At 70.7% G+C, this 13,635-nt stretch carries 12 protein-coding genes and 1 tRNA gene; 6 read left to right on the forward strand and 7 right to left on the reverse strand.

Going from position 1 to position 13,635, the window contains the following annotated elements; translation table 11 throughout:
* Positions 1 to 9: 9 nt before the first annotated feature.
* Positions 10 to 2,544 carry an ABC transporter permease gene (locus HNR57_RS20005; RefSeq protein WP_184561364.1) on the reverse strand — a complete coding sequence of 845 codons (2,535 nt, stop codon included), beginning with the start codon at positions 2,542 to 2,544 and terminating at the stop codon, positions 10 to 12.
* A gap of 38 nt (positions 2,545 to 2,582) precedes the next feature.
* Positions 2,583 to 3,353, reverse strand: coding sequence for an ABC transporter ATP-binding protein (locus tag HNR57_RS20010; protein ID WP_033312039.1), 771 nt, complete (start codon positions 3,351 to 3,353; stop codon positions 2,583 to 2,585).
* A 417-nt stretch (positions 3,354 to 3,770) separates the two neighbouring features.
* Between HNR57_RS20010 and HNR57_RS20015 the strand changes: the two genes are divergently transcribed.
* The 3 genes from HNR57_RS20015 (at position 3,771) to HNR57_RS20025 (ending at position 6,235) form a co-directional block, all read left to right on the forward strand.
* A tRNA-Leu gene (locus tag HNR57_RS20015) sits at positions 3,771 to 3,854 on the forward strand.
* A 138-nt stretch (positions 3,855 to 3,992) separates the two neighbouring features.
* A complete protein-coding gene (locus HNR57_RS20020; RefSeq protein WP_184561365.1) occupies positions 3,993 to 5,180 on the forward strand; it encodes a 4-hydroxybenzoate 3-monooxygenase in 1,188 nt (395 codons plus the stop codon).
* A gap of 146 nt (positions 5,181 to 5,326) precedes the next feature.
* Entirely contained in the window at positions 5,327 to 6,235 is a 909-nt protein-coding gene (locus tag HNR57_RS20025; protein ID WP_184561366.1) for a Bax inhibitor-1/YccA family protein, read from the forward strand.
* A gap of 83 nt (positions 6,236 to 6,318) precedes the next feature.
* Here the strand turns inward: HNR57_RS20025 and HNR57_RS20030 are convergent, their stop codons facing one another.
* On the reverse strand, positions 6,319 to 6,549 hold the full coding sequence (locus tag HNR57_RS20030; protein WP_033312036.1) for a DUF4287 domain-containing protein: 231 nt from the start codon (positions 6,547 to 6,549) through the stop codon (positions 6,319 to 6,321).
* Between the two features lie 101 nt (positions 6,550 to 6,650).
* On the opposite strand from HNR57_RS20030, the gene HNR57_RS20035 reads away from it, so the two are divergent.
* Positions 6,651 to 6,956, forward strand: coding sequence for a hypothetical protein (locus HNR57_RS20035; RefSeq protein ID WP_184561367.1), 306 nt, complete (start codon positions 6,651 to 6,653; stop codon positions 6,954 to 6,956).
* Between the two features lie 58 nt (positions 6,957 to 7,014).
* Here HNR57_RS20035 and HNR57_RS20040 read toward each other — a convergent pair whose 3' ends face one another.
* The 3 genes from HNR57_RS20040 to HNR57_RS20050 all read right to left on the reverse strand — a co-directional run bounded on the left by HNR57_RS20040 (position 7,015) and on the right by HNR57_RS20050 (position 10,445).
* On the reverse strand, positions 7,015 to 7,797 hold the full coding sequence (locus HNR57_RS20040; protein ID WP_184561368.1) for a hypothetical protein: 783 nt from the start codon (positions 7,795 to 7,797) through the stop codon (positions 7,015 to 7,017).
* A gap of 273 nt (positions 7,798 to 8,070) precedes the next feature.
* A complete protein-coding gene (locus tag HNR57_RS20045) occupies positions 8,071 to 9,291 on the reverse strand; it encodes an acetyl-CoA C-acetyltransferase (protein ID WP_161364366.1) in 1,221 nt (406 codons plus the stop codon).
* Between the two features lie 128 nt (positions 9,292 to 9,419).
* On the reverse strand, positions 9,420 to 10,445 hold the full coding sequence (locus HNR57_RS20050) for an SGNH/GDSL hydrolase family protein (protein ID WP_184561369.1): 1,026 nt from the start codon (positions 10,443 to 10,445) through the stop codon (positions 9,420 to 9,422).
* A gap of 156 nt (positions 10,446 to 10,601) precedes the next feature.
* On the opposite strand from HNR57_RS20050, the gene HNR57_RS20055 reads away from it, so the two are divergent.
* Together HNR57_RS20055 and HNR57_RS20060 are read left to right on the forward strand one after the other, a co-directional pair.
* Positions 10,602 to 11,990: a cystathionine beta-synthase gene (locus tag HNR57_RS20055; RefSeq protein WP_184561370.1), complete on the forward strand. Its 1,389-nt coding sequence runs from the start codon at positions 10,602 to 10,604 to the stop codon at positions 11,988 to 11,990.
* 383 nt (positions 11,991 to 12,373) lie between these two features.
* Complete coding sequence (locus HNR57_RS20060; RefSeq protein ID WP_184561371.1) at positions 12,374 to 12,796, forward strand: DUF6924 domain-containing protein; 423 nt, start codon at positions 12,374 to 12,376, stop codon at positions 12,794 to 12,796.
* Here the strand turns inward: HNR57_RS20060 and HNR57_RS20065 are convergent.
* Positions 12,764 to 13,630 carry a helix-turn-helix transcriptional regulator gene (locus tag HNR57_RS20065; protein ID WP_184561372.1) on the reverse strand — a complete coding sequence of 289 codons (867 nt, stop codon included), beginning with the start codon at positions 13,628 to 13,630 and terminating at the stop codon, positions 12,764 to 12,766. The genes HNR57_RS20060 and HNR57_RS20065 overlap by 33 nt on opposite strands.
* Positions 13,631 to 13,635 lie beyond the last annotated feature (5 nt).

The following is a 13,635-nucleotide window of genomic DNA, read 5'->3' on the forward strand; positions in this document are numbered from 1 at the left end:
GCGGCCGGGTCACTCGGCCTTAATCGCGTTCAGCATGTTGAGCCGGGCGGCGTTGCGGGCCGGCCACATCGCGGCCAAGACACCCACCAAACCGGCCAGCACCAGGAAGATCCCGATCCGGTCCCAGGGCAGGACCAGCGCGTAGCCCGGGATCTGGTCCGCGAAGGTCTCACCGATGGCCCAGCCGAGGAACGCCCCGAGACCGATGCCGACCACCGCGCCGAACACCGAGATGACCACGGCCTCCAGCCGGACCATCCGCTTCACCCGGCGCCGGTCCAGACCGATGGCGCGCAGCATGCCGATCTCCTGCTGCCGTTCGAAGACCGACATGGCGAGGGTGTTGACGACACCCAGCACCGCGATGATCAGGGCCATCGCCAGCAGGCCGTACATGACGTTCAGCAGGGTGTTGATGGCGCCGCCGAACTCGTTGCGGATGTCCTGCTTGTCCATCACGGTGATCGCCGGGTTGTCGCCCAGGGCGTCGACGAGGACCTTCTCGTTCGCTGCCGACTGGCCGCCGTCGATCTTCACGAAGATCTGCATGATGGACGGCTTGGTCTCGTGCCGGTCCACGACCTTCCGGTCGACGAGGACGGGGGAGAGGAACTCGCTGTCCTTGTAGACGGCGCCGACCGTCAGCGTGGCCTTCTTGTCGTCGCCGAAGGTGACAGGGAGCCTGTCGCCGGTCTTCCAGCCCCTGTTCTTCGCCGTCTTCTCGGCGACCGCGATCCGGCCCTCGGCGAGCGAGGCGGCGCTGCCGCTGACGACGTCGACGGTCAGGACCTTCTCGATGTCGCCCGGGGTGACGGCCGAGGCGGACACGAAGTCGTCGCCGTCGACCTTGAAGTAGGCGTCCTGCTGCGGCGAGACCGCGGACACGCCCTTCGCCTTCTCCAGGGCCGACAGCGCGGACCGGTCGAGGCCACCGCCGTTGGCCATCGAGACCATGTAGTCGGCCTTGATGTTGTCGGTGGTCATCTTGTCGATGGCCGTGCCGACCGTGACGCCGAGCACCGACAGACCGGTCACCAGCGTCAGTCCGATGGCCAGCGCCGAGGCGGTGGCTCCGGTGCGGCGCGGGTTGCGGACGGCGTTCTGGCCGGCGAGCTTGCCCGCCACCCCGAAGGGGCCGACGAGCAGCGGGCGGACGAGCGCGATCACGGGCCGGGACAGCAGCGGGATCAGGATGATCACGCCGATCAGCGCCAGGAACGCGCCCGCCCCGATGTACATCCGGCCGTCGTCGCCGCCGGTCGATGCACCCGCCACGATCCCCACCGCGCCGAGGGCGGTGACCGCCGCACCGATGGAGTTGCGCAGCACCAGGGACTTGGTGGTGGCCACCGCGTGGACACTGTTCATGGCCGCCACCGGCGGGATCTTCGCGGCCCGGCGGCCGGGCAGCCAGGCGGCGAACGTCGTGATCAGCACGCCCACCGCGAACGCCGCGATCACCGGCGTGGCGGACAGCACCAGCGGACCGTCCGGCATCTTCATGTCGAAGGCGGCCATGCCGGAGCGCAGCCCGACCGCCAGGCCGATGCCGAGGACGAAGCCGACGGCCGAGGCGACCAGACCCACCAGCGCGGCCTCGGCGAGCACCGAGCGGGTGATCTGCCTGCGGGACGCGCCGACGGCACGCATCAGGGCGATCTCCTTGGTGCGCTGGGCGACCAGCATCGTGAAGGTGTTGGAGATCAGGAAGATCCCGACGAAGAGCGCGATGCCCGCGAAGCCGAGCAGGACCTGCTTGAGGTTGCCCATGCCCTGCTCGATCTGCTCGGCCTGCTCGTCGGCGAGCGCCTGGCCGGTCTGCGCCTCGGCGGTGCCGGGCAGCAGCGGCTTGACCGCGTCCAGGATCGCCGTGTCGTTCGCACCGGGGGCGGCGGTGACGGTGGCGCTCTCGAAGTAGCCCGGCTTCAGGTACTGCTTCTGGGCGACGGCGGTGTCGAAGAGGACGAGGCTGCCGCCGGCGTTCACGGCGCCGTCCTCGGTGGTGAACACCCCGCTGAGGGTGTACTCCTTCACCGGGCCGTTGGTCGCGACGCGCACCCGGTCGCCGACCCGGTACTCGCCCTTGGCCGCGGAGTCCTTGTCCAGGGCGATCTGGTCGTCCCGCACCGGGCCCGAGCCGTCGGTGAAGGTGTAGGCGGGGTCCTTGCCGTCCTTGCCGGGGGCGAAGTTGGAGCCCTTGTTGGACCAGCCGACGCCGATCAGCTTCCCGTCTGGGTCGGCGACCCCGGCGAAGCCCTCGACGCGGCCGTACACCCCGGCGACGCCGTCCACGGCCGACATCCGGTCGAGGTCCTTGCCGGTCAGGCCGGGCACCTCCTCGGGGTTGTCCGGGTCGGCGTACGAGCTGACGGAGACGGCGACGTCGTCATAGCTCTTCGCCGACTGGTTGCGGAAGGCGTTGGAGAGGGTGTCGGCGAAGACCAGGGTGCCGGAGACGAACGCGACGCCGAGCATCACGGCGAGCACGGTCATCAGCAACCGGGCCTTGTGCGCGAGCACGTTGCGCAAGGCGGTACGGAACATGGGTTCTTCTTCTCAGTCCTGTCGGTCCTGACGGGGGATCAGCTGGTGCGGCCCTTGGCGTCGAACGCCTTCATGCGGTCGAGCACGGAGTCGGCCGTCGGCCCGTGCATCTCGTCGACGATCCGGCCGTCCGCCAGGAAGATCACCCGGTCCGCGTAGGCCGCGGCCACCGGGTCGTGCGTCACCATCACCACCGTCTGGCCCAGCTCCCGCACGGAGTTGCGCAGGAAGCCCAGCACCTCGGCGCCGGAGCGCGAGTCGAGGTTTCCGGTGGGCTCGTCCCCGAAGATGATCTCGGGCCGGGACGCGAGCGCCCGGGCCACGGCGACGCGCTGCTGCTGGCCGCCGGAGAGCTGGGACGGGCGGTGGCCGAGCCGGTCCGCCAGACCGACCATCCGGATGACGGAGTCCAGCCACTGCTTGTCCGGCTTGCGCCCCGCGATGTCCATCGGGAGGGTGATGTTCTCCAGCGCCGTCAGGGTCGGCAGCAGGTTGAACGCCTGGAAGATGAAGCCGATCTTGTCCCGGCGCAGCTTGGTCAGCTGCTTGTCCTTCAGGGAGCCGAGCTCGGTGTCGCCGATGCGCACCGACCCGGAGGAGAAGGAGTCGAGACCGGCCACGCAGTGCATCAGCGTGGACTTGCCGGAGCCGGAGGGGCCCATGATCGCGGTGAACTCCGCCTGCCGGAAGTCCACGGAGACGCGGTCCAGGGCGACCACCTGGGTCTCACCCTGCCCGTAGATCTTCGAAAGATCCGTGGCGCGCGCGGCCGCGGTGGTGGCCCGGTCGGTGAGGGGTGCGGTGGTCACGGGATGGCTCTCCTGTCGGACGGCTGGGTTCGGGGAAGGACGTGTTCCATCGTCCGGGTCCCACGCCGCCGTGTAGTCACCCGTTGCTCCGGTTCCGGAGGCCGACTGCGGTCTGACCGCGCGTGGGCGGTGTCATACCTGGGGATGACGAACACCCCCGAGGGGCGCGGGTGTCGGGAACCGATGCGTCCGGGTGTCAAGAACAGGTGGAGTGCCCTCGTTCGGGCGGTGAAATTCCGTCATTCCGCATGCGCGGCCGACCGTCGCACGCAAGGCTATTGGCAAGTGCGGATGGCGTGTTCCGTGTGCTGATGCACCCTCAGACGTCAATAAAATAAGACAACATCGGTCCACGCTTCCGCTGTTCGGGGGACCCGTCCGGATAGTCTCGGAACCTCGATGCGGAGCCCACGGCCTGCCCGGATGGTGGAATGCAGACACGGCGAGCTTAAACCTCGCTGCCCCTTCGCGGGCGTGCCGGTTCAAGTCCGGCTCCGGGCACCTTCCGATCCCTGCGTGGTCCATTGAAGAGTTCACGGCGTGCCCGTTGACAGCGACCGCATGCCGTCGGAAACTCACAGACACATGGTGAAGGAAATTTCACCAGACGAACGCGGATGGATGAGAAGAGGTCGCCCGATGCGTACCACCGTCGGCATCATCGGAGCGGGCCCGGCCGGCCTCCTCCTCGCCCGGCTGCTCCACAACGCCGGCATCGACTCCGTGGTCCTGGAGAGCCGCGACCGGGCCTACGTGGAGCGGCGGCAGCGCGCCGGGATCCTGGAGCAGGGCACGGCGGACGTGCTGCGCGCGGCCGGCGCCGGGGAGCGCATGGACCGCGAGGGGCTGCGCCACGACGGCATCGAGCTGCGCTTCGACCGCACGCGCCACCGCGTCGACTTCCCCGGGCTCACCGGCGGCCGGTCCGTGATGGTCTACGCCCAGACCGAGGTGTGCAAGGACCTCATCGCCCTCCAGCTCCGGGAGGGCGGGCCCCTGCTCTTCGAGGCGGAGGCGCTGGCCGTGGAGGACGCCGGCACCGACGCCCCGCGGATCCGCTTCCGGCACGAGGGCCGCGAGGACGTCCTGGAGTGCTCCTACGTCGTCGGCTGCGACGGTTTCTGGGGCGTGGCCCGCAAGGCGATCCCCGCCGGACTCACCCAGGTCTTCGAACGGACGTACCCCTTCGGCTGGCTCGGCATCCTCGCCGACGTGCCGCCCTCCCACGACGAGCTCGTCTACGCCCGCCACGACCGCGGCTTCGCCCTGCTCTCCATGCGCTCGCCGGCCGTCTCCCGCCTCTACCTCCAGGTGGCCGACGGCACCGACCCCGGGGCGTGGGACGACGAGGAGATCTGGGACGAGCTGGAGCGCCGGTTCGAGACCGACGACGACTGGTACCTCCAGCGCGGCCCGATCACCCAGAAGACGGTCACCCCCATGCGCTCCTACGTCCACGAGCCCATGCGCCACGGCCGCCTCTTCCTCGCCGGCGACGCCGCGCACATCGTGCCGCCCACCGGCGCGAAGGGGCTGAATCTCGCCGCCGGCGACGTCGTCACCTTCGCCCGGGCCCTGATCCACCGGCAGGAGACCGGATCGCCCGAGCTGCTCGACGCCTACTCGCGGACCTGCCTGCGCCGCGTCTGGCAGGCCGAGCGGTTCTCCTACGACATGACGACCCTGCTGCACCGCGCGCCCGGCGCGACCGCCTTCGAGGACCGGCTCCAGCTCGCCCGGCTGGAGCGGATCGCCTCCTCCCGTGCCGCCGAGACGGACCTGGCGGAGGCGTACACGGGCTTCCCTTTCGGGCCAGCCGGTGAATGACCCCCTCCGGTGAGGGGAATCACGACGCCACGTAGCGTGTTGCGCAGCATGACGAGGGAAAGATCCTCCCCAAGCAGTAGGGTCATTCCTTTGCCTACCTATTACTCTTGAGCCAAGGCCACGCCTGGTGGCCATGGAGGAGTGAAATGAGGAGCAGAAACCCGGTCTTCTCGCGACGGGGGTTCAGCCGCGACAACGGCTACGCGGGCTTCAACACCGCGCCGCAGGCCGGGGGTCCCGCTGTCGCCACCCAGGGCAGCCCGTACGCGCAGCCCACGGGCAACCCGTACGCGCAGAACCCGTACGCGCAGAACCCTTACGCCCAGCAGGACCTGCAGCACGGCGCGCCGCCGCAGGCACCGGCCACCACCGGCCGGATGACCATCGACGACGTCGTCCTGCGCACGGCGAGCACCCTCGGCGTGCTCATCCTCACCGCGGCGCTCTCCTGGGCCCTGCTGCCGGTCGACGACGCCAACATCAGCCGTAGCTACGGCATCGGTATCGGCGCCGCCCTGATCGGCATGGTCCTGGCGTTCGTGCAGTCCTTCAAGCGCAAGGCCTCGCCCGCGCTGATCCTGACGTACGCCGCGTTCGAGGGTGTCTTCCTCGGCGTCATCTCCAACATCGTCGACAACCGCATCGCCGACGGCGCGGCCATGCAGGCCGTGATCGGCACCATGGCGGTCTTCGCCGGTGTGCTCATCGCCTACAAGGCCGGCTGGATCCGCGTCAACCGCCGCTTCTACGGCTTCGTGATGGCGGCCGCGCTCGGCTTCATCCTGCTGATGACCGTGAACCTGCTGTTCGCGGTGTTCGGCGGCGGTGACGGCCTCGGCTTCCGCAGTGGTGCCCTCGGCGTCGTCTTCGGCGTCATCGGCATCATCCTCGGCGCCTGCTTCCTCGCCCTGGACTTCAAGCAGGTCGAGGACGGCGTCGCCTACGGCGCCCCGCGCGAGGAGGCCTGGCTCGCGGCCTTCGGCCTCACGCTGACGCTGGTGTGGATCTACCTGGAGTTCCTGAGGCTCATCTCGATCCTCAACAGCAACGACTAGCTTCGACGGTCGTAGCGCGAAGGGCCCCGGCTTCGGCCGGGGCCCTTCGTCGTCCAGGCGTACGGGCCCGGAGCGGTGCGCGCCTAGAGCAGTTTGCGCGCGGCCCTCCTCAGGTCGTACTCGTGAATGATCGCCTTGGCGTGGCCGTACGCGAGGTTGTGTTCGTGCCGGAGCCAGCTGACTTTTTCCTCGAAGCGGAAGAGTGACGGGCCGTCCTCGACGGTCCGCAACCAGTCGGAGATCTCACGACCGGTGCAGTGCGGGATGCGGGCGAGCATGTTGCGATGGGTCTCTTCGGAGAAGACTTGGGACATCGGCGCCTCCGGACGCTGGGATGTAAGCCGGTCCTTCAGGTCACCGTGCCTGAGTGTTCGCCCGTTGGCAACAGTCCCGGTGCGACGCGTACGCTCGCGGCGTGGTTGATACGACGCCTCTGACCCGTGCGGTGGAGCACTTCGCCGATCGTTTGAGGGCCGCGCCCCAGAGCCGGTTGCAGCGGGGCGCTGCCGCCGAGGCTCTGGAGCTGGCCAGGGAGCTGGCCCGGAGGGCGCAGGTCCTCGAGGGCGTGGAGCCCCGGGAGATGCCGGATGCGGGGATGTTTGCAGCGGCAGATCAGATCACCGTGGCCGGGCATGATCTGGCCGTTGTGGTTCCTGGTGACGCCGACGTCGCGGAAGCGGTGACGTTGGTGGAGGAGGCGCAGAAGCGGGCCGGGGTCTGAGCGGCGCTTGCGGGTGCGGGTTTCGTGTGGTTGCTCGCGCAGTTCCCCGCGCCCCTGACTACAGGGACGCGATGACCCGGTCGGCCAGGATGTAGACGTTCTCCTCGCCGCACTCGAACGTCAGGGTGTAGGCGCCGGAGATGCCGGAGCCGCCCAGGAGGACCGGGGTCTTGCCCGTGCGCAGGGCCGCCGCGAGGTGTTCCGCCGTCTCCCGGTGGCCCGGGGTCATGCACAGGGTCGTGCCGTCGGCGAAGACGTACACGTCCAGAGTGCCCAGCGGGCCGGGGCGGACGTCCGTCAGCTCGACGCGGGAGGAGGCCAGCTCCTCCAGGGTGGCGACGGTGCGCTCGTGGTCGTTCACGACCGGCGACTGCGCCGGCACGAAGTCCGGGTGGGAGGGGTGGCGGCGGCGGGCCGCGGCCAGCTCCGGGGACTCGGCGGCCGGCTCCTCGGCCTCCGCGCCGGGCTCGGACACCGGCTCCAGACCCGCGAAATCGGCCTGCCGGGGCAGAAACAGATCGGTCTCGGGCAGGCCCAGCAGAGAAGGCGTGTCGGAGGCGTCACGGACCTCCTGGGCGGCCCAGAACGCCCGCGCCTCGGCGAGCTCCCGTTCCCGCTCCTCGGCGAGCGCGGCCGCCACGGCGGCACGTATCTCATCGGTGTCGGCAGTGGCACGAGCGGCCGGCAGCAGCGCACGGGTGGTGGCGGCGCGGCTCTCGGCCAGCGCGGTGTGCAGGGCCGCGACCTGCCGGCGCAGCTGCAGGACGGTGCGCAGGACGGCGACGCCCACGGCGCCCGTGGCGGCCGTGGTGACCAGCAACGCGATCGGCATGGCGCTCACTGACGTACTCCCGGTTCAAAGTCGACCCCCGACTTCCTACATCAGCTTGAAGGGCGGACTAACCAGCTGTCAGTGCGTAGCGTCACGAAACGGACAGGGCTTCGGTGCCGGGGGAGGGGGTGGGGCTGCTGTGACCTGGGGTTCTCCCCTGGCGGAGGGAGATAGGTCACATCCTGGGGGAGATTGGATCACAAAACAGCCCAGAACCCTGGTGTTTTCAGGGTTCTGGGCCGGGGGCTCACAGCGGGTGCTATGGCGGCTACGGTGCGCCGCTCAGCTGAGGCGCTCGATGACCATGGCCATGCCCTGGCCGCCGCCGACGCACATCGTCTCCAGGCCGAACTGCTTGTCGTGGAACTGCAGGGAGTTGATCAGCGTGGTGGTGATGCGGGCGCCGGTCATGCCGAAGGGGTGGCCGACGGCGATGGCGCCGCCGTTGACGTTCAGCTTCTCCAGCGGGATGCCCAGGTCGCGGTAGGAGGGGATCACCTGCGCGGCGAACGCCTCGTTGATCTCGACCAGGTCGATGTCGTCGATGGTCAGCCCGGCGCGCCGCAGGGCCTGCTTGCTGGCCTCCACGGGGCCGAGGCCCATGATCTCGGGCGACAGGCCGGAGACGCCGGTCGACACGATGCGGGCGAGCGGGGTGAGGCCGAGCTCGCGGGCCTTGGTGTCGGACATGATGACGAGGGCCGCGGCGCCGTCGTTCAGCGGGCAGCAGTTGGCGGCGGTGACCATGCCGTCGGGGCGGAAGACCGGCTTGAGGCCCTGCACGCCCTCCAGGGTGACGCCGGCGCGGGGGCCGTCGTCCTTGGAGACGACCGTGCCGTCGGGGAGGGTCACCGGGGTGATCTCGCGCTCCCAGAAGCCGTTCTTGATGGCCTCTTCGGCGAGGTTCTGCGAGCGGACGCCGAACTCGTCCATGTCCTGGCGGGTGACGCCCTTGGCGCGGGCCAGGTTCTCGGCGGTCTGGCCCATCGCGATGTACGGGTCGGGCAGCAGGCCGTCCTCGCGCGGGTCGTGCCAGGTGGAGCCCTCGGACTGAGCGGTCGCGACCGTACGGGCCTCGGCGTCGGCGAAGAGCGGGTTGTGCGTGTCGGGCAGGCCGTCGGAGCTGCCCTTGGCGTAGCGGGAGACCGTCTCCACGCCCGCGGAGATGAACACGTCGCCCTCGCCGGCCTTGATGGCGTGCAGGGCCATGCGGGAGGTCTGCAGGGAGGAGGAGCAGTACCGGGTGATGGTGCAGCCCGGCAGGTGGTCCATGCCCATCTGCACGGCGACGATCCGGCCGAGGTTGTGGCCCTGCTCGCCGCCGGGCAGGCCGCAGCCGAGCATCAGGTCGTCGATGTCCTTCGGGTCCAGTTCGGGGACCTTGGCCAGGGCGGCCTGGACGATCGTGGCGGTCAGGTCGTCCGGGCGGAGGTCCTTGAGGGAGCCCTTGACGGCGCGGCCGATGGGGGAGCGGGCGGCTGAGACGATCACGGCTTCGGGCATCACGGCTCCATTGACGTACCGGGTGGTCTGCTTGGGCTGTCTGGGAAGTTACCCGTACGTATGGGCTGGGTCACTGGTGTCGCGGTGTGACCCTGGCCGCAGTTTCCAAGCGCTTGCTTTGTCTGCTCCTAGTTCGTGGGAGTAGCGGGGGCCGGCTCCTGCTCGGGTACCCGCCGGCGCCGCCGGCGCTTCAGCAGGGCCCAGGGCCCGCGCGGTCCGCTCGGCATCGCTGCCGCGACCTCCGTGCCCGCCTCCGAGGCAGCCTCCGCCGCCGCCCGTGCCACCGGCAGGAAGCCCTCGCGGCGGGATGCGTCCGGGCGCTCCTCCTCGGCCGGCCACAGGCCCAGGGAGGCGCAGACGGTCGGCAGGACCGCCATCGCCGCCGTCGCGTAGCCCTCGGCGGAAGGGTGGTAACTGTCGGGGCCGAACAGCTCGCGCGGGTTCTCGGCGAACTCGGGGCCCAGCAGGTCACCGAGCGACACGGTGCGGCCGCCCTGTTCGACGACTCCGATCGTCTGGGCGGCCGCCAGCTGGCGCGAGGCCCGCCGGGCCAGCCAGCGCAAGGGCTGCCGCACCGGCTCGATCGTGCCGAGATCGGGGCAGGTGCCGACCACGACCTCCGCACCGGCCGTGCGCAGCCGGCGAACCGCCGAGGCCAGATGGCGCACCGAGCGTGTCGCGGGCATGCGGTGGGTGACGTCGTTCGCGCCGACCATGATCACGCAGATGTCGGGCACGGGATCGGGAGCGGCCAGCACCAGGGCCACCTGGCGGTCCAGGTCGTCCGAACAGGCGCCCGGGGTCGCCACCGTGCGCAGCTCCACCGGGCGCTCGGCCAGCGCCGCGAGCCCCGAAGCCAGGAGCGCCCCCGGGGTCTGCCCGCCGCGGTGCACGCCCTGGCCCGCGGCCGTGGAGTCGCCCAGCATCGTCAGCCGCAGCGGTGCCTCGGCCGGACCGGCGTACATACGGCCGTACAGCCCGTCCGCCTGCGGCACGTGCGGTGACGTGCCGTTGCTCACCCGGCGCCGCGCCAGTTGCACCTCCGCCAGCACCAGCCCCACCGTGGCCGCTCCGGCCAGACCGATTCCGCCGCCGCCATAAGCCGCGCCGGCCGCGATCCGCCGGGCCACCCTCGCCCTCGACATGCTCGTCATGCGTCGCCGCCACCTCCTCGAACCCGTACACCCAGTGCTTGCCCCGTACAGCCCGTCGTCCAATCTCAACGGGGAGTGAACGACCGTCACGGACCACCGGCAGCACATAGGCTGGCGGCACCACTAAGACCACTTCTGCGGCATCCGGAGACAACGGTGCAGTTCCACGACTCGATGATCAGCCTCGTCGGCAACACCCCGCTGGTGAAGCTCAACAGCGTGACCAAGGGCATCAGGGCGACCGTCCTGGCCAAGGTGGAGTACTTCAACCCCGGCGGTTCCGTGAAGGACCGCATCGCCCTGCGCATGATCGAGGCGGCGGAGGAGAGCGGCGCGCTCAAGCCCGGCGGCACGATCGTCGAGCCGACCAGCGGCAACACCGGTGTCGGGCTCGCCATCGTCGCCCAGCAGAAGGGGTACAAGTGCATCTTCGTGTGCCCCGACAAGGTGAGCACCGACAAGATCAACGTGCTGCGCGCGTACGGCGCCGAGGTCGTGGTGTGCCCGACCGCCGTCGACCCCGAGCACCCGGACTCCTACTACAACGTCTCCGACCGGCTGGTCCGCGAGACGCCCGGAGCCTGGAAGCCCGACCAGTACTCCAACCCGAACAACCCGCTCTCCCACTACCACTCGACCGGCCCCGAGCTGTGGGAGCAGACGGAGGGGAAGATCACCCACTTCGTGGCGGGCGTGGGCACCGGCGGCACCATCTCCGGGACCGGCCGCTACCTCAAGGAGGTCAGCGACGGCTCGGTGAAGGCCGTCGGCGCGGACCCCGAGGGCTCCGTCTACTCCGGCGGCTCCGGCCGGCCCTACCTCGTCGAGGGTGTCGGTGAGGACTTCTGGCCGACCGCCTACGACCGGACCGTCGCGGACGAGATCGTCGCCGTGTCCGACAAGGACTCCTTCCAGATGACCCGCCGCCTCGCCAAGGAGGAGGGCCTGCTCGTCGGCGGCTCCTGCGGCATGGCCGTCGTGGCCGCGCTGGAGGTCGCCGCGCGGCTCGGCGAGGACGACGTCGTGGTGGTGCTGCTGCCGGACAGCGGCCGCGGCTACCTCAGCAAGATCTTCAACGACGAGTGGATGGCCGACTACGGCTTCCTGGAGGACGCGGGCCCCAGCGCCCGCGTCGGCGACGTGCTGAACGACAAGGAGGGCGACCGCATGCCCTCCCTCGTCCACATGCACCCGGAGGAGACGGTCGGTCAGGCCATCGACGTGCTGCGCGAGTACGGCGTCTCGCAGATGCCGGTCGTCAAGCCGGGCGCCGGCCACCCCGACGTGATGGCGGCCGAGGTCGTCGGCTCCGTCGTCGAACGCGAGCTGCTGGACGCGCTGTTCAGCAAGAGCGCCTCGCTCGACGACCCGCTGGAGAAGCACATGTCCGGCCCGCTGCCCCAGGTCGGCTCCGGCGAACCCGTCGCCGACCTGATGGCCGTGCTGGGCAAGGCGGACGCGGCGATCGTCCTCGTCGAGGGCAAGCCGACCGGTGTGGTCAGCCGGCAGGACCTGCTGTCCTTCCTCGCCCGCACGGGGAAGTGACGGCCAACCCCCGGTGAACTGCCCGTGAACCGGGTGAATTTGCGGCGTCCGTGATCTTCGCGGACGTCGCGGAACCGGTACGCGGGTGTCACGTTCGCGCAGCACCCGCTTAACACGCGTCCTGCACATTGGTGGATGTCGGCAAGGGCGGGAGCGGCTCCCCGCCCCGGCCGGCGCCGAACGGCGTCACAGGACCTCCGGAGCGGCTCCCGGACCTCCACGGACGCCATGGACGCGCACGCCCGGCCCTGACCGGGCCCGCGTCCTTCGCGGGGACCGCCGTCGTCCCGCCCCCCGTTCACGGGGGTGCGGCGGTCCCCGCGCATTTTCCTTCCCGGCCCTGCGGGCGCGGGGCTGTCAGTGGCGGATGGCAGGATCCCGGCATGCCACTGCCCCAGCCCCACGACCTCACCACGCTCGTCCTGCGCACCGACTTCGGCGACGACGCGGCGTGGGAGGCGCTGTGCGCCGCTCTCGACGGGGCCGACGCGTATCCGTGTGCCACCCCCGTCAGCGATCCGCGTTTCGCCGGCGCCGGCATTCAGGCGCTGCTGGCCGAGGAGTCGGCGGCCGGGGAGGACGAGCGGATCTGCGAGGTCTTCCTCGCCGACGCCACGGCCCTGGCCGGCCCGGAGCACCCGCTGCTGGCCGTGGACCTCTTCACGGAGCCGGGGCGGACCTTCCGCGTCCCGGTCCGCTGGTACCCGGAGATATCCGCCAACCTCAGCATCGCGAACATGGACTTCGCCGAGTACGCCGACGCCGCGGGCCCCTCAGGCACGTTCCGGGGCTTCGGGGACGACTGAGGACCAGCTCCCCAGCAGTGCCAGGCGCTCCGCCGTCTCCGAGCCCGGCTCGGGCGTGTAAGCCACGATCGTCTGGTCCGGGGCCGACGGAATCGTGAGGGTCTCGTAGGGGAGGGTCAGCAGGCCCGCTACCGGGTGCCGGAGGACCTTCACGCCGTGGTCGCAGGGGCGGACCAGATGGTCGGCCCACAGACGGCGGAACTCCTCGCTGGCGCGGGTGAGTTCGGCGACGAGTTCGCCCGTCGCGGGGTCACCGGGATGGTGGCCCGCCTGGAGGCGCAGGTGCGCGACCGTCTGGGCGGCGATCGCGGGCCGGTCCGGGTAGAGCTCGTACGAGGCGGGGTCGAGGAAGAGCCGGCGCGGCAGGCTGAGGTCGCCCGGGCCGCTGAAGCCGAGCACGGCGTCGGCGAGGGCGTTCCAGGCGAGGACCTCCATGCGGTGGTCCAGGACGTAGGCGGGGTTGCGGTCCATGCCGTCCAGGAGCAGCCGGACACCCGGGCGCACCCGGGACGCGGCGGGCCCGTGCCCGTCCTGCCGGCGCGGCCGGGCCACCGCCCGCAGATACGCGTGCTCGGCCTCGTCCAGCCGCAGCACCCGGGCGATCGCGTCCAGTACGGCGTCCGAGACACCCCCGGACTTGGTCCGGCCGGGGTCCCCGGGCCCCCTGCCCTGTTCGAGGCGGACGTAGTAGTCGACGCTCACCCCGGCCAGCTGCGCCACCTCCTCGCGGCGCAGACCCGGGACGCGGCGACGGCCGTACGAGGGCAGCCCCACCTCGTCCGGCCGGATCCGGGCGCGGCGCGAGCGCAGGAAGTCTCCCAGTTCTCCGTCCATGGGTC

It is taken from the genome of Streptomyces paradoxus (assembly GCF_014202475.1).
Taxonomy (GTDB): Bacteria; Actinomycetota; Actinomycetes; order Streptomycetales; family Streptomycetaceae; genus Streptomyces; species Streptomyces paradoxus.